Genomic DNA, 19,059 nt, shown 5'->3' on the forward strand with positions numbered 1-19,059 from the left:
GGGTCTCCTATGTGAGCAGGCGGCCGGCGACCGCGTCGAGTTTGGCCATGAGCGCGGGGTCGCGGGCGTCGGGGACTGTGAGGATCGCGTATTCCAGCGCGCGGTCGCAGCCGTGCGGACAGGGCGTGCGCTCGGGCCCCAGAAGGCCGGGCAGGCGGCGCACCATGTCGCGGCCTTTGTCGGCATTGCCCATCAGGGTGGCAATGATTTGCGTGACATCGACCTCGCCGTGATCCGGGTGCCAGCTGTCGTAATCGGTGATCATGGCGACCGAGGCGTAACAGAGCTCGGCCTCGCGGGCGAGCTTGGCCTCGGGCATATTGGTCATGCCGATCACATCGCAGCCCCAGACCTCGCGGTAGATCTTGGATTCGGCGAGGGTGGAGAACTGGGGGCCTTCCATGGCGAGATAGGTGCCGCCCTTGTGGACGGTGATGCCCGCGTCTTTGGCGGCGGTCTCGCAGGCGTCGGTGAGGCGCGGGCAGGTGGGGTGCGCAACCGAGACATGGGCCACGCAGCCTGTGCCGAAGAAGCTCTTCTCCCGGGCGAAGGTGCGGTCGATGAACTGATCGATCAGCACGAAATCTCCTGGCGCCATCTCCTCGCGGAATGACCCGCAGGCGGAGACGGAGATCACATCGGTGCAGCCCAGACGTTTGAGCGCGTCGATGTTGGCGCGGTAAGGCACGGTGGTGGGGCTGTGGATGTGCCCGCGCCCGTGGCGGGGCAGGAAAGCCATTTCGGTTCCGTCAAGCGTGCCGGTCAGGATGGCGTCGGACGGCGCGCCCCACGGGCTCTCGACAGTGGTCCACTCCGCGTTTTCCAGCCCGTCGATATCGTAGATGCCAGAGCCGCCAATCACGGCGATCTTGGGTGCGGTCATGAGGCGGGCTCCGTTGTTGTCCAAGGAGGATCGTGGCGGGAATGCGCGGTGAAATCAATGGGGTGGCGTTGTTGATTTTCGATGAGCGCCGCGCGCGTCAGTCCCGCCGGATGATGCCGGTAATGGCGGCGGCGCCGAGGGCTGTGACGATCCAGCCTGCGATGGACAGGAAGAAGCCATAGCGCCAGAGCCTTTGTCCCCAGACCTCCCGGTTTGTGGATGGGGCCCATGCGTCGGTCTGACCAAGGTCAATGATCGGAATCACCAGATCAGCGCCATAGGCGTAGCGGTTGAAGGTGGCCCAGTCGCGCCCCGGGCCATTTCGGGCGGACCAGTTATCGGCTGGATTGGAAACAGTGCTTTCCAAGGCCATCCAATCTCTGGTTGTCAGAATGACGGCGGAGTTTGGAGCCATACTTCCTTCTTCCCAAGCCATGTGAGCCAGCCAGGTGGCGAGTAGCGTCATGCCGCCCAAGATCCAAGGACTGCGAAAGGGTCGAATGCCGTACCCGACGACCAAACGCAGCAAAAGATCGATTGATAGGCGCCATAGGTTTGTCAGGTCGCGCCACAGCCCCAACAAGGCAACGCTTACGTCGCCGTTTGGTTCGATGCGGCACTGCTCTCTGCTATGCTTACGACGCTGCCGTTCGAGATCAAACAGGACGGTGCGCGCATCTTCTCTGTGTCCCATCTCGCGGTAGACCTTGGCCAGCTGCGTGTAGGGCTGGGGGTAGAACTCGTGACCCAGGTGCTGCCCTTGGCGAGCCAATCGAGCCGATGTGTCAGCTTGAGAAAGGTTGCGTTTTCCACAGTCGAATAGATGAATCCGTCCAGAATGAGCCGCTCCTTCGAGGGCCAGCTTTCGGGATCATCAACCAAGGTGCCAACCTGTGCCGTGGTCAAGTTAATCACACCGTTAGCGGTGCTTACGCGCCGAAAGAAGAAAGCCTGCCGCACCTTTGCGCCTTGGGCGTTGAGCGCGTGTCCGGAGGTTGCGTTGAATCCAGCGTCGTCACAGTCAAGCTGCCCGTCGATGGTGGCTGAGTTGATGGCGACAGTTGCCTCGGCGGTGATGCCGCGCAGGAAAACGCTCCCTTTCACCTGCATGCTGTGGGCGTTGAGCGCGTGTCCGGAGGTTGCGTTGAATCTGGCGTCCTCACAGGAAAGCTGCCCGTCGATGGTGGCTGAGTTGATGGCGACAGTTGCCTCGGCAGTGATGCCGCGCAGGAGAACGCTCCCGGTCACCTTTGCGCCTTGGGCGTTGAGCGCTGGAACCGCGCTGCTGTTCAGGTTGAGAATCTGTAGCTTTGCCTGGAGCGCGTCAATTGGATTGTCAAAACGACACCGAATGAGTCCGGTGACGCCGTGTGAGCTGGCCAGATTCAGGTCTAGGGAGCCTGTGATATGGGCGCCGGCAAGCGTCACACCCCAATCAGCCACCGGGTGCAGATCGCAGCCGCCAGTGATGAGGTAGCGCAGGACATCGGCCCGGATCTGGATCGCCGGGTCAGGCGCGCGCTTTGGCGGAAGCTCACCGCTTAGGACACAGAAGTCCCCGGCCAAGCAGGTGGCGAGGAGTTTGTCTTCTGCGGGGGTGGGGCCGCCGAGGTGTTCGTCGATGTCGGCGCGGGTGCGGATGAGGGGCATGAAATGGCTCGGTCAAAAAATGGGCAAAGAATGCGGTCAGACTAGCGGATGAGGCGGGTCTGTGAAGGGGCGGCGGGATGCGGGGTCATAGAATCTTTACCATGATGGTGCAGGGGCGCGGGGTTTCCATTTCACGTGAAAGGGTCTAAAGCAGCGCGGCTATGGGCTTCGGGACATGACAGAGCCCTTTCACACTAGAGTGTAGGAATTTGAGAATGGCGCGAACACCGTTCAGCACCTTTACCAAGAACCTTGCGATCACCGATCTGCGCTGGATGCCGGAGGACGGGTTCTCGCCGCAGCGGTTGCGGATCGAGCTTTTGTCGGGGCTGACCGTGGCGCTGGCCCTCGTGCCCGAGGCAGTGGCTTTTGCCTTTGTGGCCGGGGTGCATCCGCTGGTGGGGCTTTATGCGGCGTTTCTGGTGGGATTGATCACCGCGCTGATCGGGGGGCGGCCCGGCATGATCTCGGGCGCGACGGGGGCTCTGGCGGTGGTGATGGTGTCGCTGGTGGCGACCCATGGGGTGGAGTACCTCTTTGCGACCGTGGTGCTGATGGGGCTCTTGCAGGTCTTTGCGGGCGTGATGCAGTGGGGCAAGTTCATCCGGCTGGTGCCGCACCCTGTGATGCTGGGGTTCGTGAACGGGCTGGCGATCGTGATTTTTCTGGCCCAGCTCGGTCAGTTCAAGGTGCCGGGCACGATGGAAAACACCGGCCATGGCATGGGCGGCGGCGAGTGGCTGTCGGGGCAGCCGCTTTTCCTGATGCTGGCGCTGGTCGCCGTGACCATGGCGATCATCTGGGTGATGCCGCGGATCACGCGGGTGATCCCCGCGCCGCTGGCGGGCATCGGGATTGTTGCGGGGATCGTGATCGTCTTTGGGCTTGAGGTGCCGCGGGTGGGGGATCTGGCCTCCATTCAGGGCGGGTTTCCGAGTCTGCATATTCCGATGGTGCCGCTCAATTGGGAGACCTTCGAGATCATTCTTCCTTATGCGGTGATCCTGGCCGCGATTGGCCTGATCGAGAGCCTGCTGACCCTGAACCTCGTGGGGGATATGACCAACCAGCGGGGCGGCGCCAGCCAGGAGTGTATCGCGCAAGGCGTCGCCAATACGGTGACCGGCTTTTTCGGCGGTATGGGGGGCTGTGCGATGATCGGGCAGTCGATGATCAACGTGAAATCCGGCGGACGGACACGGGTGGCTGGCATCGCGGCGGCGGTGTTTCTGCTGCTGTTCATTCTGGTGGGGGCGCCGGTGATCGAGCTCATTCCGCTCGCGGCCCTTGTCGGGGTGATGTTCATGGTGGTGATCGGGACCTTTGCCTGGAACAGCCTGACGATCCTGCGCAAGGTGCCCTTTACGGATGCCTTCGTGATCCTGCTGGTGACGGTTGTCACGGTGATGGAAGACCTTGCGGTTGCGGTGGTGGTTGGTGTGATCGTGAGCGCGCTGGCCTATGCGTGGAACAACGCGCGGCGCATCTACGCCACCACCCGCGAGTCGCACACAGAGAAGGGTGCGAAGGTCTATGAGATCCATGGGCCGCTGTTCTTCGGGTCCAGCGACGGGTTCATGGAGTTGTTCGATGTCGACAGCGACCCGGACTGCGTGATCGTCGATTTCGCGGAAAGCCGCGTGGTGGATCAGTCGGCCCTGCAGGCCATTGAGGCAATTGCCGCGAAGTATGAGGCTGCGGGCAAGACGCTGATGCTGCGGCATCTCAGCCGCGATTGTCATCGGCTGTTGAACAAGGCGGGACAGCTGATGGTGGATAGCGATGACGATCCCGATTATGCGCTTGCGGTGGACTATTCGGTGCGGACCGGCATGCTGGGCGGGCACTGACGGTGGGCGCCGCTGTTGGCCTGCGGCCAAGGCGCCCCGCCCACCGTCCCGTTTCGGCGCTCATTGCGGTCCGCTTCGTCGCTCCGGTGGAGCGACGCTAGTAAATCTTGAAGCTTGCGACAAAGGGCAGGTGGTCTGAGACGCTGCGCCGGAAGGCCTCGCGGCCCATGTCCATGGTCCAGTGCATCGGGAAGAGGCGCAGGCTGCCCTTGATATAATCCGTTGAGAAGTTGCGGCTGACGGCAAAGCCGTCAAGCAGATTGGCGCGGCCCTTCTCCAGGATATGCGAGAAGCGGTCCTGCAGATCCCAGGAGGAGACGAAGTCCATCACGTCGTCCCCACCCAGATAGTGGAAGTTCGACACGTCCTGCCCTGGGATCATGTTGAAGTCCCCCATCAGGAATATTGCGCGGCGCTTGAGCCCCGGGGTCTTGTGGATGTTGGTGATATGGGTGCCGATCACCTTGCATTGGCTGTCTCGCATCTTCTGTTCGTCGCGGTCGCGGCCTGACTTGAGGTGCACGCCGATCACGATGGCCTTGAGCTTGGCGATCGCGATGTCGACGGCGAAGGCCTGGCGCCCCTTGCCGTAGTCGCCTTCGGAGCCTTCGATGAAGCGGGGATTGGTCACCTCGATGCCCGGCTTGTGCAGAAATCCGATGTGAATGTTGCCGTGCTTTTGTGGCAGGATCGTATGGTTGTAGTCGACCCCGAAGCTGCGCAGCTTCTCCACCAGCGTTTCGATGTAGGTGACTGGCGAGACCTCGATCAGGGTCACGAACTCAGCGTCGAGCAGGGCGAGTCCCTCGGCCTGTTTTTCTGCCTTCCTGGAGCGGGCGGAGATCCCGATGGGGCGTCCGGGGCGGGTGAAGCCCGCGAGGTTCCAGACCGCGGCGCGAATAATGGAGTGATTGAAATTGGTCATGCTGTCGTTCCCTAAACCGCAGAGACGCCGCAGGGCGCGGTGCACTGCATCAATGGGGGCAGCATAGCAAGAGGACGGACAGCTGTCGCGTTTGGCCGGTCTAGCCGGGGCGGACCAGTTCGAAAAGCTCGGTCACGCGGGCGTAGTCGTGATAGCCAAGGCGGCTGAGTGGCTGGAAGCTGCGCACGTCAAAGCGGCCGTCGATGAGCGTGTCGTCGCGGATGTGCACGCCAATCACCTCGCCGAAAACGACGAAGTTGGTCTCGCCTGCGAGTTTCACGATCTGGGTCATGCGGCATTCGAGAGCGGCGGGGGCACCCTGGACCCGGGCGCAGTCGATGTCCTCGCATTCGACGGATGTGGCGCCGGCGACGGCAAACTCGTCCTCCTCTTTTCCCAGCGGCGCCGACGATGCGTTCATGACATCGCGCATCCCGTATTCGACGATATTGACGCAGAAGCTGCCGGTATCGCGGATGTTGGCCACGGAATCCTTGGTATCGCCCCGGTCGGGTTTGCTGCTGGTGGAGGCGAACATGACCTGCGGCGGCACATAGGCGACGGCGTTGAAGAAGGAATAGGGCGCGAGGTTGTTGCGGCCTTGTGGATCGCGCGTGGAGATCCATCCGATGGGGCGCGGGCTGACGATGGCGTTGAAGGGGTTGTGCGGCAGGCCGTGGCCTTCGGACGGGCGGTAGAACATGGCGGGCTCCTGAGCATTTGCAGCCGGTGTAACGCATGTGCTACGGGCGAGCCACCTGAAACCCAAGCCGGGGCTTTTTGCCTGCCGATGTATAGACTTGCCGCAGAAACCCCGCAGGACGTGTATGAGGTCGAGGCGCTGTTCGATCTGTGCTTTGCGCCGGGGCGGGAGGCGCTGTCGTCCTACCGGTTGCGGGACGATGTGCCCCGCATTCGCAGGCTGAGCCTCGTGGCCCGTGACGCGGAGGACATTCTGGCGGGGGCCGTTCGGTTCTGGCCGGTGACGGTGGCGGGGGCGGTGGCCTTGCTGCTGGGACCGATTGCGGTGCACCCTACGCGTCAAGGCGAGGGGCTGGCGGGTGAGTTGATCCGCGACGCTTTGGCTCGGGCGTCCGCGGAGGGCTGGGCGCGGGTCATGCTGGTCGGTGATGCACCCTATTACGGGCGGTTTGGGTTTGCGCGGCTTGAGGAGGTGGTGATGCCGCCGCCGACAAACCCCGAGCGTGTTCTCGGTCGCGCCCTGCGGGACGGCGCCTGGGATGGGGTGCGCGGGCAGGTGAACCGCTGGGAGGGAGAGCCGCTGCCCTCGGATTGACATGGGTCGATCCGCCCCCATGTAAGTGTCAGGAGGGCCAGCATGAGTGACATTACTTTGGTTGCGCCGGTCGATCTGGATGCGGAACTGGATCGCCTCGCGCAGCGATACTCCCGCGCCGGCAGCGGGGCGGTCGACCTGCTGAACGTGATCGGCGGCCGGGCCGAAGGCTTGCTGGACCGTTTGCCGCAACAAGCGCGCACGGGTCTACAGGAGGCCACCCGGAAGGCGCTTGAGCAGGCCATGAACGTGGCGCACGGCAGTCGCGGCGTGGTGCCGGACCAGAAGGGCTGGCTGAACACCGTTGTGGGCACCGCTATGGGGGCGGCGGGTGGTGCGGGTGGTTTGCCGGCCGCGCTTGCTGAGCTGCCGGTGACCACCACCTTGCTGCTGCGGATCATTCAGGGCGTCGCTGTCGAGTACGGCTTTGACCCCGCATCCGACAATGTTCAGTTCGACTGTATCGAGGTCTTTGCCGCTGCTGGCCCGCTGTCGCATGATGATGGTGCAGATCTGGGCTTTCTCTCCGCCCGGATGACGCTGACCGGTTCGGCGGTGCAGACCATCATCGCCCGGGTGGCGCCCAGGCTGGCGACGGTGCTGGGCCAGAAGCTGGCGGCGCAAGCCGTGCCCGTGCTGGGCGCGGTGGCCGGGGCGGCGACCAACTACGCCTATACGAGCTATTATCAGGAGATGGCGCATGTGCATTTTGGACTGCGCAAGCTCGCGATTGAGGCGGACGTGCCGGTTGAAGAGCTGGTCGCCCGGCTGCGGAGCCGTATCGCCTCGCGCGCGGTGACCTGACGCGGGCTGCCTGTGCCGCGGAGGGGGGCGTCGTTAACCTTTGTATTCTGGGCAAATCGGTGCAACTGGGGCATACTTGGATCATGAGACGGTGGTCCTGTTTCCGGATCGCACAAGGCATTGTGACTGAAGTATGATTAAGCAACTGCCCATTTCATTGTCGGGCGCGGGCAAACGCGACGTGCGGACCCAGTTCGCCGCGCTGTGTTACCGGGTGCGCAAGACCAAGGTGCAGGTGCTGTTGATCACGTCTCGCGGCACGAAACGTTGGATCGTGCCGAAGGGCTGGCCGATGGACGGGCGCACCCCGGCGGAGTCGGCACTGCAGGAAGCCTGGGAGGAAGCGGGCGTGCGGGGCCACTCGGATGGGCGCTGCCTGGGGATTTTCTCCTTCAGCAAGGATGCCGATGATCTCGGTGAATTCCCGTGTCTGGCCATGGTCTATGCCATCGACGTGGACAGCCTCGCCGAGGATTATCCCGAAGCCGGTCAGCGCCAGCGCAAGTGGATGTCGCGGAAAAAGGCCGCCCGACTGGTCTCGGAGCCGGAACTGGCCCGGATTCTGCGCGATTTTGACCCAAGGCTCTCCCCTTAACATTCTTGACGTATCTGGCGGCCTGCCCCATGTCATAAGGACTTGGTAACCGTTTCAGGAGTACACTCAGGGCCATGATTCAATATGCGCTCAGATGTGATCAGGGGCATGACTTTGACAGCTGGTTTCAATCGGCGTCAGCCTTCGAGACGCTGAAGAACGCAGGTCACATGTCCTGTGCCATCTGTGGATCGTCGGCGGTGGAGAAAGCGGTGATGTCGCCGCGTGTTGCGGTCCCTGCGAAGGCCGAGAAGGCCGAGACGACGGCGGCGCTGCGCAAACCCGAAACGGAAGGTGAGAAGGCCATAACCGCGTTGCGCCGGCATGTGGAGGCAAACTCCGACTATGTGGGCACGCGGTTTGCCGAAGAGGCACGGTCCATGCATCTGGGTGAAACGCCTGAGCGGGCCATCTATGGGGAGGCCAACGGGGCCGAAGCCCGAAAGCTGATCGAAGACGGTATCCCGGTGGCGCCTTTGCCGTTCCTGCCGAATCGCAAAGCGAACTGAACTCCATGACAATTGTGATCACCGGCACCAGCCGCGGCATCGGGGCGGGTCTGGTTGCCGCCTATGAGGCGCGCGGAGAGCAGGTGATCGGCACCACCCGGGGGGGCGCCCATCCACTCGAGGTTGCGGACCCGGACAGCCATGCGGCTTTCGCGCAAAGCTTGGACGGCGCGCCGGTGGATCTTCTTGTCTGCAACGCCGGTGTGTATCTCGACAAGGGAGAGATGCTGGAAGATGGCTATCCGCCCGCGCAATGGGCGCAGAGTTTTGCGGTGAACGTCACCGGCGTCTTCCTGACGGTGCAGGCCTTGCTGCCGAACCTGCGGGCCGCGACAGCGGCGAAGATCGCGATCCTCTCCTCGCAGATGGCGTCTTCCGAGCGGGCGCCGGGGGGCAGCTATATCTATCGCGCATCAAAGGCAGCGGCGCTGAACCTGGGCCGAAACCTCGCCTCCGACCTGATGTCCGAAGGGATCGCCGTGGGGATCTATCACCCTGGCTGGGTCCAGACCGATATGGGGAGTTCTGCTGCTGAGATCACCGTTTCCGAGTCCGTTGCCGGGCTGATCGAGCGGTTTGATGCGCTTGAACTGGCACGCACCGGTGCTTTCGAGACCTGGGATGGGCGACCCCACCCATACTGACCTCCACGTGTGCTGGCGAGAGTTAGAGACGGCGGGCCCCCGGGTGCTTGTGGTTCCCGACGGCAGGGCGTAAACCCCCCGCGACGAAGGCGAGGGACGCAAAATGCCTGTTCTGGTGATGAAATTCGGCGGCACGTCGGTGGCCACGCTCGACCGCATCCGGCGGGCTGCGAAACGGGTCGGTGTCGAGGTGGCCCGGGGCTACGATGTGATCGTGATCGTGTCGGCCATGTCAGGCAAGACCAACGAGTTGGTGGGCTGGGTCAACGAGACCTCGCCACTTTATGATGCGCGCGAGTACGATGCGGTTGTCTCCTCCGGCGAGAATGTGACGGCAGGGCTGATGGCGCTGACCTTGCAGGAAATGGACGTGCCAGCGCGGAGCTGGCAGGGGTGGCAGGTGCCGGTGCGGACGAGCTCGGCCCATTCTGCCGCGCGGATCGAGGAGATCCCGACCGACAACATCATGGCCAAATTCGGCGAAGGAATGCGCGTCGCCGTCGTGGCGGGCTTTCAGGGGGTCAGCGCCGAGGGCCGCACGACCACTTTGGGGCGTGGCGGATCGGACACCACCGCCGTGGCCTTTGCGGCGGCCTTCGGTGCAGACCGCTGCGATATCTATACGGATGTGGATGGTGTCTATACCACGGACCCGCGCGTGAGCCCCAAGGCGCGAAAGCTTGAGAAGATCGCTTTTGAAGAAATGCTGGAGCTGGCCTCTTTGGGGGCCAAGGTGCTGCAGACACGCTCTGTAGAATTGGCGATGCGCTATAAGGTAAAGCTGCGCGTGCTCAGCAGCTTTGACGAACAATCGGACAACGCCGGCACACTGGTCTGCGACGAGGAGGATATCATGGAAAGCAATGTGGTGGCGGGCGTGGCCTTTTCGCGCGACGAAGCGAAGATGACCCTTGTGAGCGTGGCTGACCGGCCCGGGATTGCGGCAAGCATCTTCACCGCGCTCAGCGATGGTGGCGTCAACGTCGACATGATTGTGCAGAACATCTCGGAAGAAGGGCGGACGGATATGACCTGGTCCTGCCCGACAGATCAGGTTGTCCGGGCTCAGAAGGCCGTGGTGGAGGCCAAGGAGCAGGGTCTGATCAACTTCCATGAGGTGATCGCAGATACCGATGTGGCCAAGGTGTCGGTGGTCGGTATCGGCATGCGGTCTCACACCGGGGTCGCTGCAAAGATGTTCCAGGTGATGAGTGCCGAAGGGATCAACATCAAGGTGATCACCACCTCGGAGATCAAGATTTCGGTTCTGATTGATCGGAAATACATGGAACTCGCCGTGCAGGCGCTGCATGATGCGTTCGAGCTGGAAAAAGCTGCCTGATCTGCAAGGCTCGCGGATCAGAGCCCTGAGAGGTGGAGGATCGCGCGCGTGGCTGATCGTGTGGAGACAGGATCCCGCAAATTGCTGGGGCGCTTGCGGGACGCCATGGCGGGCGATGTCGAAGGGCAGGCGCGGCTGAACCGGATCACCCACCTCATCGCCGACAGCATGGGGTGTGAGGTCTGCTCGATCTACCTGTTCCGCGATGCCGATACTTTGGAACTCTGCGCGACCGAAGGCTTGAATCCCGAGGCCGTCCACAAGACCCGGATGAAGCTGGGCGAAGGGCTGGTGGGCATGGTCGCCCGCCGACGTCAGGTGGTGAACACGCCCGATGCACCGCAGGCCAAGGGCTTTCGCTATATGCCGGAGACGGGCGAGGAGGTGTTTTCCAGCTTCCTCGGCGTGCCCGTGCAGCGGCTGGGCGAGGCGTTGGGCGTGCTGGTGGTGCAGTCCCGCACGGCGCGGGAGTTTTCTGCCGATGAGGTCTATGCGCTGGAGGTCGTCGCGATGGTGCTGGCCGAGATGACCGAATTGGGCGCCTTTCTCGGCGACAATGCGGCGATGTCGGCGCGACATTCCCAGCCCGTGATGTTCCGCGGCACCGTGGGGCAGGAGGGGGCGGCGGAGGGCCATGTCTGGCTGCACGAGCCGCGTGTTGTTGTGACGAACCCCATTGCCGATGACCCGGTGCGCGAGTTGGAGCGGCTGCGCGAGGCGGTCGAGCAACTGCGCGTCGGCGTCGACAAGATGCTTGAGATCGCCGGCAATCAGGACAAGGACCAGCAGCAGGTGTTGGAGGCCTACCGGATGTTCGCCAATTCCAAGGGCTGGATGCGGCGCATGGAGGAGGATATCTCCAACGGGCTTTCGGCCGAGGCGGCGGTGGAAAAGGAGCAATCGGTCGCGCGGGCGCGGATGGAGCAGGTCACTGACAATTATCTGCGCGAGCGTCTGAGCGATCTTGATGATCTCAGCAACCGGTTGCTGCGCATTCTGACAGGCCAGGGTGCCGACACAGGTGCCGAAATGCCCGCCGACCCGATCCTGATTGCGCGGAACATTGGCCCGGCTGAGCTTCTGGAGTACGGGCGCGGTCTCAAGGCGATCGTGCTGGAGGAGGGCTCTGTTGGCAGCCATGCGGCCATTGTGGCACGGGCTCTTGCCATTCCGCTGGTGGTGCATGCCGAGCGGGTGACAACCGAGGCCCTGAACGGCGATCACATCATGGTCGACGGTGAGCAGGGCGTGGTGCACCTGCGGCCTGATGACAACGTGGTCACCGCGTTCCGGGACAAGATCGCGATGCTGGCTGCGGCGCAGGAGCGCTATGCCTCCATCCGCGATCAGCCGGCCGAGACACGGGACGGCGCGGTGCTGTCACTGCAGATGAACGCAGGGCTGATGGCCGATCTGCCGTCGCTGCCGAGTTCCGGTGCGGAGGGTGTGGGGCTCTTCCGGACGGAACTGCAATTCCTGGTGCGCAACCAGATGCCGCGCCGCTCGGAGCTTGTTGCGCTCTACGCGCGGGTGCTTGACGCGGCGGGCGGAAAACAGGTGATCTTCCGCACACTCGACATCGGCTCCGACAAGGTCCTGCCCTACATGAAGCCGAACGACGAACCGAACCCGGCGCTTGGCTGGCGGGCCATCCGCGTGGGACTGGACAAACCGGGTATCATGCGGATGCAGTTGCAGGCGCTGATCCGAGCGGCCAATGGTCGACCGCTGACGGTGATGTTTCCTTTCGTTGCGCAGCTCGAGGAATACCGTGCCGCACGCAAGCTCATGGACAAGACACTGGCGGCCGAAGAGCGGCTCGGCCATGTGCTGCCCGAGACCGTGAAGGTCGGCGCGATGCTGGAGACACCCAGTCTCGCCTTTGCACCGGTGAAGTTTTTCGAGGAGGTGGATTTCCTGTCGATTGGTGGCAATGACCTCAAACAGTTCTTCTTTGCCGCCGACCGCGAAAACGAGCGAGTGCGCCGCCGGTATGATACGTTGAACGTCTCTTTTCTGAGCTTTATCGAGGGCATCGTGGAGCGATGCAATGCAACCGGTACGCCCTTGTCTTTCTGTGGCGAGGACGCGGGCCGACCTGTGGAGGCGATGTGTCTTGCAGCGATTGGTCTGAAGGCTCTGTCCATGCGGCCGGCCTCGATTGGACCGGTCAAGAGCCTGCTGCGCCGGACAAATCTGCAGGAGGTCCGCAAGGTCATCGCAGACGCCCGCCACCGAGGCGAAATGTCGGTGCGCCCGGCGGTGATGGAGTGGTTGCGGACCCACGGGGGGTGAGTGTCGCGCAAGACTGCCCTAATCCTGGGCGTCTTTGGGATGGCCAAATTTTGGGCAGCTGCGCCATTCGCTGGCAGTTTTTTGAGCATTTCGGCGGGTCGGGCCGCTCGGTTTAACCATTCATTGGCCAATCTCCGCCGCATGCCCCTAACTCGGCATGCCTGCTAGGCGCTAAACGCCGCGCAGAGGGCCATCCTGGCAGATTGCTCCCCCTGCGCGACTACAACATCACTGTTGCGGATCCTGACTACACCTGTTGGGTCGCGGCCGGAAGACGCATCTGCGGTCTGCCGTTCGCCCGCAGCGACAACGGGGAACGTTTGATACATGAAACTGAAACTCTACTCCATGGCGACCGCCGCTCTTCTGGGATCGACCGCCATGGCTGCCGCCGAGTGTGCCGACCCGATCAAGGTGGGCGTGCTGCACTCGCTGTCGGGCACCATGGCGATTTCCGAGACCACGCTGAAAGACACCATGCTGATGCTGATCGAACAGCAGAACAAGGCAGGCGGGCTGCTGGGCTGTGAGATTGAAGCGGTTGTGGTTGATCCGGCCTCCGACTGGCCGCTCTTTGCCGAAAAAGCGCGTGAATTGCTGACCGTGCACGAGGTTGATGTGATCTTCGGGAACTGGACCAGCGTGAGCCGCAAGTCGGTTCTGCCGGTGATTGAGGAGTTGAACGGGTTGCTGTTCTATCCGGTGCAATACGAGGGCGAGGAAAGCTCGCGCAACGTGTTCTATACCGGCGCCGCCCCGAACCAACAGGCGATTCCGGCAGTGGACTACTTCCTGGAAGAACTGGGTGTCGAGAAATTCGCGCTGCTTGGCACCGATTACGTCTATCCGCGCACGACCAACAACATCCTTGAGCAGTATCTGAAGGACAACGGGATCGCGGCAGACGATATCTTCGTCAACTACACGCCCTTCGGTCATTCGGATTGGGCAACCATCGTGGCCGATGTTGTGGCGCTTGGAGAGGACGGCAAGCAGGTTGGCGTGATCTCGACCATCAACGGCGACGCCAACATCGGCTTCTACAAGGAACTCGCGGCGGCAGGTGTGTCGGCGGATGACATCCCCGTGGTGGCCTTCTCGGTGGGCGAAGAGGAGCTGTCCGGGCTCGACACTTCGAACCTCGTCGGCCATCTGGCAGCCTGGAACTATTTCCAATCGGCTGAGACGGATGCCAACGCGGAGTTCATCGCGGCATGGAAGGAGTTCGCGGGCGAAGATCGTGTGACCAATGATCCGATGGAAGCGCATTACATCGGGTTCAACATGTGGGTGAACGCGGCGACAGAAGCGGGCACCACCGACGTGGATGCAGTTCGGTCGGCGATGTACGGGCAGGAGTTCCCGAACCTCACGGGCGGCACTGCCGTCATGCTGCCGAACCACCACCTCGCCAAGCCGGTGCTGATTGGTGAGATCACAGCAGACGGGCAGTTCGACATCATCTCCAAAACCGAAGAGGTGCCGGGCGACGCCTGGACGGACTTCCTGCCGGCGTCAAAGGTTTTGACGTCCGACTGGAAGGACCTGGGCTGTGGGATGTATAACATCGAGACCGAGACCTGCGTTCAGCTGACGTCGAACTACTGAACCGACAGCCCGGGGCCGCCGCAGGATGGCCCCGGGCTGCACAAAGCGATTTGACCCTTCCCGAAAGCCCGTGTTTATGCGCCGTTTCCTCGTTGCCATCGCGCTGTTTTTTTGCGCGCTGACGCCGGTGCAGGCAGAGGATTTGCAGCGGATCCTGCAGGCCCACGCAGAGGAAGTCGCCAACCCATCGCGCCGCAGTGTCGGCGTCGTACTGGATGATCTGGTGACCTCCGGCCTGGCGCAGGTTCCCGGTTTTCTTGAGAACTGGGCTGACAAAAACGTGTGGCGCAGCCCCGATCGGCTGTTCTTTCTCGGGGATGTCGCGGGCGACGTTATTGAGGTGACCGACCTTGACAGTGGCGAGACCCGATCCGCGCCCCGTGCGGGCTTCACGCAGCTCAAGCCAAACGGCGGCGTGCGGAGGCTCATCGGCACGGCTTTGGTGCAGTTTCAACTGGCAGACCCGGATATCACGCGGCGCGAAAGCGCGGTGGCGGCGATCGCCCGGCGGCCTGAGGCCGCGCAACTGGCCCCGCTCATCGCCTCTATCGACACCGAGACGGATGAGCGGTTGCGAGCCAGAAAAGTTCAGCTCGCCAACTTCCTGTCAGCGCGTTTCGCCGAGGCGCCTCAGGACCGGATAGACGCGATTCAATCGCTGGCGCAAGACACATCCGTTGAGGCGCGTAGCGTGCTCAACCAGATCTTGCAGACCGAGGCCGGCGTTGGTGCCGCAGAACCTGAGGGCAACATCGCGCGGCTGCTCGACCCGATGGAGGCGCCCGATGCCTACTATGCGCAGCTCGTCGAGGCCGGCCTGGCGCCTGCGCGGACCGGCCCGGCCGTGATTCGTGCAGCACTCGAGGCGCATATCGACGCGGGAACGGTTGGTGGGGTGCCTCTGGCGCAGCTGGGCACGGACGCGGCGCGCGAGCGGGCCTATGCCGCCCTGTCAAAGGCGGGGGCGGTCCCGCCGCTGGTGACCGAAGATACCCGCGATTACGCGCTGAATACCTATGTGTTTTATGAGCTTTACGATGAGCCCAACGCAGAGATCACGGCGGCTGCGGAGGCGGCGCTGGCTTCAGTTGAGCAACGCGTGGCCTTTGCGCAGGCTGCAGATCTGGCGCTGGACGGGCTGTCGCTGGCGTCGATCTACTTTCTCGCGGCCATCGGTCTGGCCATCACCTTCGGGGTAATGGGTGTCATCAACATGGCGCATGGCGAGTTCATTATGATGGGCGCCTATACGGGCTATGTGGTGCAACTGTTCGTACCGGATTACACGCTGTCGATCATGATTGCTCTGCCACTTGCCTTTGCGGTCACCTTCGGGGCAGGCGTGACGATGGAACGCCTCGTGATCCGGCATCTCTATCACCGCCCGCTGGAGACCTTGCTGGCCACCTTCGGGATTTCCATTGCACTGCAACAGCTCGCCAAGAACATCTTCGGCACCCAGGCGCGCCCGCTGACATCGCCCGATTGGCTCGACGGTGCCTGGGTGATCTCGGATGTGGTGCAGATCAGCTTTATCCGCATTGCGATCTTCGTGTTGGCGCTGCTCTTCCTCGCCCTCATTCTCTTCGTCCTCAAGCGCACGCGACTGGGGCTGGAAGTGCGCGCGGTGACGCAAAACCCGGGCATGGCTGCGAGCATGGGAATCAATCCGGACCGCATCAACATGCTGACCTTCGGGCTGGGCTCCGGCATCGCGGGGATCGCGGGCGTGGCCATCGGGCTCTATGCCAAGGTGACCTCGGAGATGGGCGCCGACTACATCGTGCAGAGCTTCATGACTGTCGTTGTCGGCGGCGTCGGAAACGTTTGGGGGACATTGGCCGGGGCGTCACTCATAGGGTTTTTGCAGAAGGGGATCGAGTGGCTGAACCCCTCCAATACACTGGCCGCGCAGACCTACATGATCCTCTTCATCATCCTCTTCATTCAATTCCGACCCAAGGGCATCGTGGCGCTCAAGGGGCGGGCGGCCGCGGACTGATCCATGCGCAAGAGCTTCATCTCTCAGAACCCGTCCGTGCTGTGGTTCCTGCTGGCTCTGAGCCTGTTCACCCTTGGTGTTGTGATGCTGTCCGAGGTGACCGGGTCGAACGTGATTTCGACGTCATTTGTGAAAACGCTGGGCAAGACGTTGTGCCTCTGTCTCGTTGCAATCGCGATGGATGTGGTTTGGGGGTATTGCGGCATTCTCTCGCTGGGCCACTTCGCCTTCTTCGGGATCGGCGGATATGCGATTGGCATGTGGCTGATGTATGCGCGCACCGAAGCAATCGTCATGGATAGTCTGCAGGCACAGGTGATCCCGCCGACGCCGCAGGAAATCTCCGATGCGATTGGCAATCAGATCTTTGGTGTCGTGGGCTCCTCCGAGTTCCCGCTGATCTGGGCCTTTGCCGACGGTCTGTTTCTGCAACTGCTCATGGTGGTTCTGGTGCCGGGGGTGTTGGCGCTGGTGTTTGGATGGCTGGCTTTCCGCTCGCGGGTCACGGGGGTGTATCTGTCGATCCTGACCCAGGCTATGACGCTCGCCCTGTCGCTCTATCTCTTCCAGAATGACAGCGGGCTGCGCGGCAACAATGGATTGTCCGGCCTTCAGAACATTCCCGGATTTGAGGACACGCCGCAGGCGACGATCTCCATCGTCTTTTTTCTGGCCTCTGCCGTTGCTTTGGGCGCGGGCTATGTCTTTTTCGCCTGGGTGGTCTCGGGGAAAATGGGCAGTGTGATAAAGGGTGTGCGCGACAACGAGGCGCGCGTGCGGTTCCTTGGGTATCACGTGGAGAGCTACAAGCTTTTCGTCTTTACGATCACGGCCATCATTTCGGGCATCGCGGGCGCGCTCTATTATCCGCAAGCGGGCATCATCAATCCCGGTGAGATCGCACCGATTGCGTCGATCTACCTCGCTGTCTGGGTGGCGATCGGTGGGCGCGGGCGGCTCTATGGCGCCGTTATAGGTGCGGCCTTCGTCTCTTTGCTGTCGAGCTGGTTCACCGGCGGCGGCGCGCCGGACGTGAACCTCGGGATTTACACCATCCAGTGGACAGATTGGTGGCTGGTGCTGCTGGGCGTCTCTTTCGTCGCCGTTACGCTGTTCTTCCCGAAGGGCATCGGCGGGCTTTTTGACTATCTGGTGCGGAAGCCGTCATGAGTATGCTGCTGGAAGTCTCCGGCGTCTCCGTCACCTTCGACGGGTTCCGCGCGATCAACAACCTGTCGATCAACTTCGCGGAGGCGGAGTTGCGCGCGATCATCGGACCCAACGGCGCGGGCAAGACGACCTTCATGGACATCGTCACAGGCAAGACCAAACCGGACGAAGGCAAGGTGATCTGGGGCGAAAAGAACATTTCCCTGCTCGGGCTGTCCGAAAGTCAGATCGCGATGGAGGGCATTGGACGGAAGTTCCAGAAGCCCACCGTGTTCGAAGACCAGACCGTGCGCCAGAACCTCGCCATGGCTTTGAAGAACCCGCGCGGGCCTTTTGCGGTTCTTCTGCACAAGAAAACCGAGCGGAATGCGGCGCGGATCGACGCGATAGCCGATGAGATTGGATTGACTGAGAGCCTGACGCGCCGGGCGGGTGAGCTGAGCCACGGGCAGAAACAGTGGCTGGAAATCGGCATGCTGCTGGCACAGGAGCCGCGATTGCTGCTCGTGGATGAACCGGCGGCGGGCATGACGGTCGAAGAGCGCGAGAAAACCACAGACATCCTGCGCAAGGCCGCGCAAACACGCGCCGTCGTTGTCGTCGAGCATGACATGGAGTTTGTCCGGCGGCTCGACTGCAAGGTGACGGTGCTGCACGAAGGAGCGGTGCTGGCCGAGGGGAGCCTCGATCACGTGACATCCAACCAGACCGTGGTCGATGTGTATCTGGGGCGCGGACATGCTTGAGGTTTCCCATCTTGATCTGCACTACGGGCAGAGCCAGATCCTGTTCGACATCTCCATGACCGCTGCGGTCGGTGAGATCACGGCGGTCATGGGAAACAACGGTGCGGGAAAAACCAGCCTGCTGAAGGCAGTGGCCGGGCGACACCCCGCCAGCAGCGGTGAGGTCGTGGTCAGTGGAGTGGCGGTGCCCACCGCATCGGCCGTGCGTGCCGCGCGTCAGGGCATCTCCTATGTGCCTCAAGGGCGCGAGATCTTCCCGATGATGAGTGTCATGGAGAATCTCGAAACCGGCTTTGCCTGTTTGCCGAAATCCGAACATGGAATTCCGCCGCAGATCTTTGATCTTTTTCCGGTTCTGCAAGACATGCAGGCCCGGCGGGGAGGAGACCTGTCGGGTGGTCAGCAGCAGCAGCTGGCTATTGCGCGCGCGCTGATCACACGCCCCAAGGTTTTGCTGCTCGATGAACCCACCGAGGGCATTCAGCCCAATGTGATCCAGCAAATCGGGGAGGCCTTGAAGCAGCTGCGGTCCGAGGCGCGGATGGCCATTGTTCTTGTGGAGCAGAATGCGGATTTCGCCTACGCGCTGGCGGATCGGTTCGTTGTGGTCGAACGCGGTGCGGTCAAGCGCCAGGAGGGCCGGGCGCAATACACAAAAGATACGCTTTTGGCGGATCTGGCGCTTTAGACTGCGCCCCTATGCGTGAGATGTGGGCTTTGTCCGTCGAGAGTTGGCGCC

The 19,059-nt window shown here is 62.5% G+C and carries 18 protein-coding genes; 13 read left to right on the forward strand and 5 right to left on the reverse strand.

The features are described from left to right. Positions 1-7 precede the first annotated feature (7 nt). The 3 genes from Q1A71_RS18325 to Q1A71_RS18335 all read right to left on the reverse strand — a co-directional run bounded on the left by Q1A71_RS18325 (position 8) and on the right by Q1A71_RS18335 (position 2,533). Complete coding sequence (locus Q1A71_RS18325) at positions 8-883, reverse strand: S-methyl-5'-thioadenosine phosphorylase (protein WP_299679769.1); 876 nt, start codon at positions 881-883, stop codon at positions 8-10. Positions 884-980: 97 nt separating this feature from the next. Then, the gene (locus Q1A71_RS18330) at positions 981-1,349 is read right to left on the reverse strand and encodes a hypothetical protein (protein ID WP_299679772.1); all 369 of its coding nucleotides are present in this window, start codon (positions 1,347-1,349) and stop codon (positions 981-983) included. Positions 1,350-1,474: 125 nt separating this feature from the next. Beyond that, positions 1,475-2,533 carry a hypothetical protein gene (locus Q1A71_RS18335; RefSeq protein ID WP_299679775.1) on the reverse strand — a complete coding sequence of 353 codons (1,059 nt, stop codon included), beginning with the start codon at positions 2,531-2,533 and terminating at the stop codon, positions 1,475-1,477. A gap of 215 nt (positions 2,534-2,748) precedes the next feature. Between Q1A71_RS18335 and Q1A71_RS18340 the strand changes: the two genes are divergently transcribed. Beyond that, positions 2,749-4,383 carry a SulP family inorganic anion transporter gene (locus Q1A71_RS18340; RefSeq protein WP_299679778.1) on the forward strand — a complete coding sequence of 545 codons (1,635 nt, stop codon included), beginning with the start codon at positions 2,749-2,751 and terminating at the stop codon, positions 4,381-4,383. A gap of 97 nt (positions 4,384-4,480) precedes the next feature. Here the strand turns inward: Q1A71_RS18340 and Q1A71_RS18345 are convergent, their stop codons facing one another. Both Q1A71_RS18345 and Q1A71_RS18350 read right to left on the reverse strand, forming a co-directional pair. Then, positions 4,481-5,308, reverse strand: coding sequence for a GMP synthase (locus Q1A71_RS18345; protein WP_299679781.1), 828 nt, complete (start codon positions 5,306-5,308; stop codon positions 4,481-4,483). Between the two features lie 100 nt (positions 5,309-5,408). After that, complete coding sequence (locus Q1A71_RS18350) at positions 5,409-6,011, reverse strand: flavin reductase family protein (RefSeq protein WP_299679784.1); 603 nt, start codon at positions 6,009-6,011, stop codon at positions 5,409-5,411. Between the two features lie 87 nt (positions 6,012-6,098). On the opposite strand from Q1A71_RS18350, the gene Q1A71_RS18355 reads away from it, so the two are divergent. From Q1A71_RS18355 to urtE, 12 genes are all read left to right on the forward strand, one after another. Beyond that, the gene (locus Q1A71_RS18355) at positions 6,099-6,605 is read left to right on the forward strand and encodes an N-acetyltransferase (RefSeq protein WP_299679787.1); all 507 of its coding nucleotides are present in this window, start codon (positions 6,099-6,101) and stop codon (positions 6,603-6,605) included. A gap of 42 nt (positions 6,606-6,647) precedes the next feature. Beyond that, positions 6,648-7,409 (forward strand): EcsC family protein, encoded by a 762-nt coding sequence (locus tag Q1A71_RS18360; protein WP_299679790.1) that lies wholly within the window; start codon positions 6,648-6,650, stop codon positions 7,407-7,409. A gap of 133 nt (positions 7,410-7,542) precedes the next feature. After that, positions 7,543-8,004, forward strand: coding sequence for an NUDIX hydrolase (locus Q1A71_RS18365; RefSeq protein ID WP_299679793.1), 462 nt, complete (start codon positions 7,543-7,545; stop codon positions 8,002-8,004). Positions 8,005-8,078: 74 nt separating this feature from the next. Further along, on the forward strand, positions 8,079-8,513 hold the full coding sequence (locus Q1A71_RS18370) for a DUF1178 family protein (protein WP_299679796.1): 435 nt from the start codon (positions 8,079-8,081) through the stop codon (positions 8,511-8,513). Between the two features lie 5 nt (positions 8,514-8,518). Then, positions 8,519-9,157, forward strand: a complete 639-nt coding sequence (locus Q1A71_RS18375; RefSeq protein ID WP_299679799.1) for an SDR family NAD(P)-dependent oxidoreductase — start codon at positions 8,519-8,521, stop codon at positions 9,155-9,157. A 103-nt stretch (positions 9,158-9,260) separates the two neighbouring features. Further along, positions 9,261-10,499, forward strand: coding sequence for an aspartate kinase (locus tag Q1A71_RS18380; protein ID WP_299679800.1), 1,239 nt, complete (start codon positions 9,261-9,263; stop codon positions 10,497-10,499). A 48-nt stretch (positions 10,500-10,547) separates the two neighbouring features. Then, positions 10,548-12,794 carry a phosphoenolpyruvate--protein phosphotransferase gene (ptsP, locus tag Q1A71_RS18385; protein WP_299679802.1) on the forward strand — a complete coding sequence of 749 codons (2,247 nt, stop codon included), beginning with the start codon at positions 10,548-10,550 and terminating at the stop codon, positions 12,792-12,794. 327 nt (positions 12,795-13,121) lie between these two features. Continuing rightward, positions 13,122-14,402: an urea ABC transporter substrate-binding protein gene (urtA, locus tag Q1A71_RS18390; RefSeq protein WP_299679805.1), complete on the forward strand. Its 1,281-nt coding sequence runs from the start codon at positions 13,122-13,124 to the stop codon at positions 14,400-14,402. Positions 14,403-14,478: 76 nt separating this feature from the next. Further along, positions 14,479-16,404, forward strand: a complete 1,926-nt coding sequence (gene urtB / locus Q1A71_RS18395; protein WP_299679808.1) for an urea ABC transporter permease subunit UrtB — start codon at positions 14,479-14,481, stop codon at positions 16,402-16,404. Between the two features lie 3 nt (positions 16,405-16,407). Then, positions 16,408-17,574 (forward strand): urea ABC transporter permease subunit UrtC, encoded by a 1,167-nt coding sequence (gene urtC / locus Q1A71_RS18400; RefSeq protein WP_299679811.1) that lies wholly within the window; start codon positions 16,408-16,410, stop codon positions 17,572-17,574. Then, positions 17,571-18,320 carry an urea ABC transporter ATP-binding protein UrtD gene (gene urtD / locus Q1A71_RS18405; protein ID WP_299679814.1) on the forward strand — a complete coding sequence of 250 codons (750 nt, stop codon included), beginning with the start codon at positions 17,571-17,573 and terminating at the stop codon, positions 18,318-18,320. Before urtC ends, urtD begins: the two co-directional genes overlap by 4 nt. Next, positions 18,313-19,008 carry an urea ABC transporter ATP-binding subunit UrtE gene (gene urtE, locus Q1A71_RS18410; RefSeq protein ID WP_299679817.1) on the forward strand — a complete coding sequence of 232 codons (696 nt, stop codon included), beginning with the start codon at positions 18,313-18,315 and terminating at the stop codon, positions 19,006-19,008. Before urtD ends, urtE begins: the two co-directional genes overlap by 8 nt. Positions 19,009-19,059 lie beyond the last annotated feature (51 nt).

The sequence above is a fragment of the uncultured Roseobacter sp. genome (genome assembly GCF_947493125.1).
GTDB lineage: Bacteria > Pseudomonadota > Alphaproteobacteria > Rhodobacterales > Rhodobacteraceae > Roseobacter.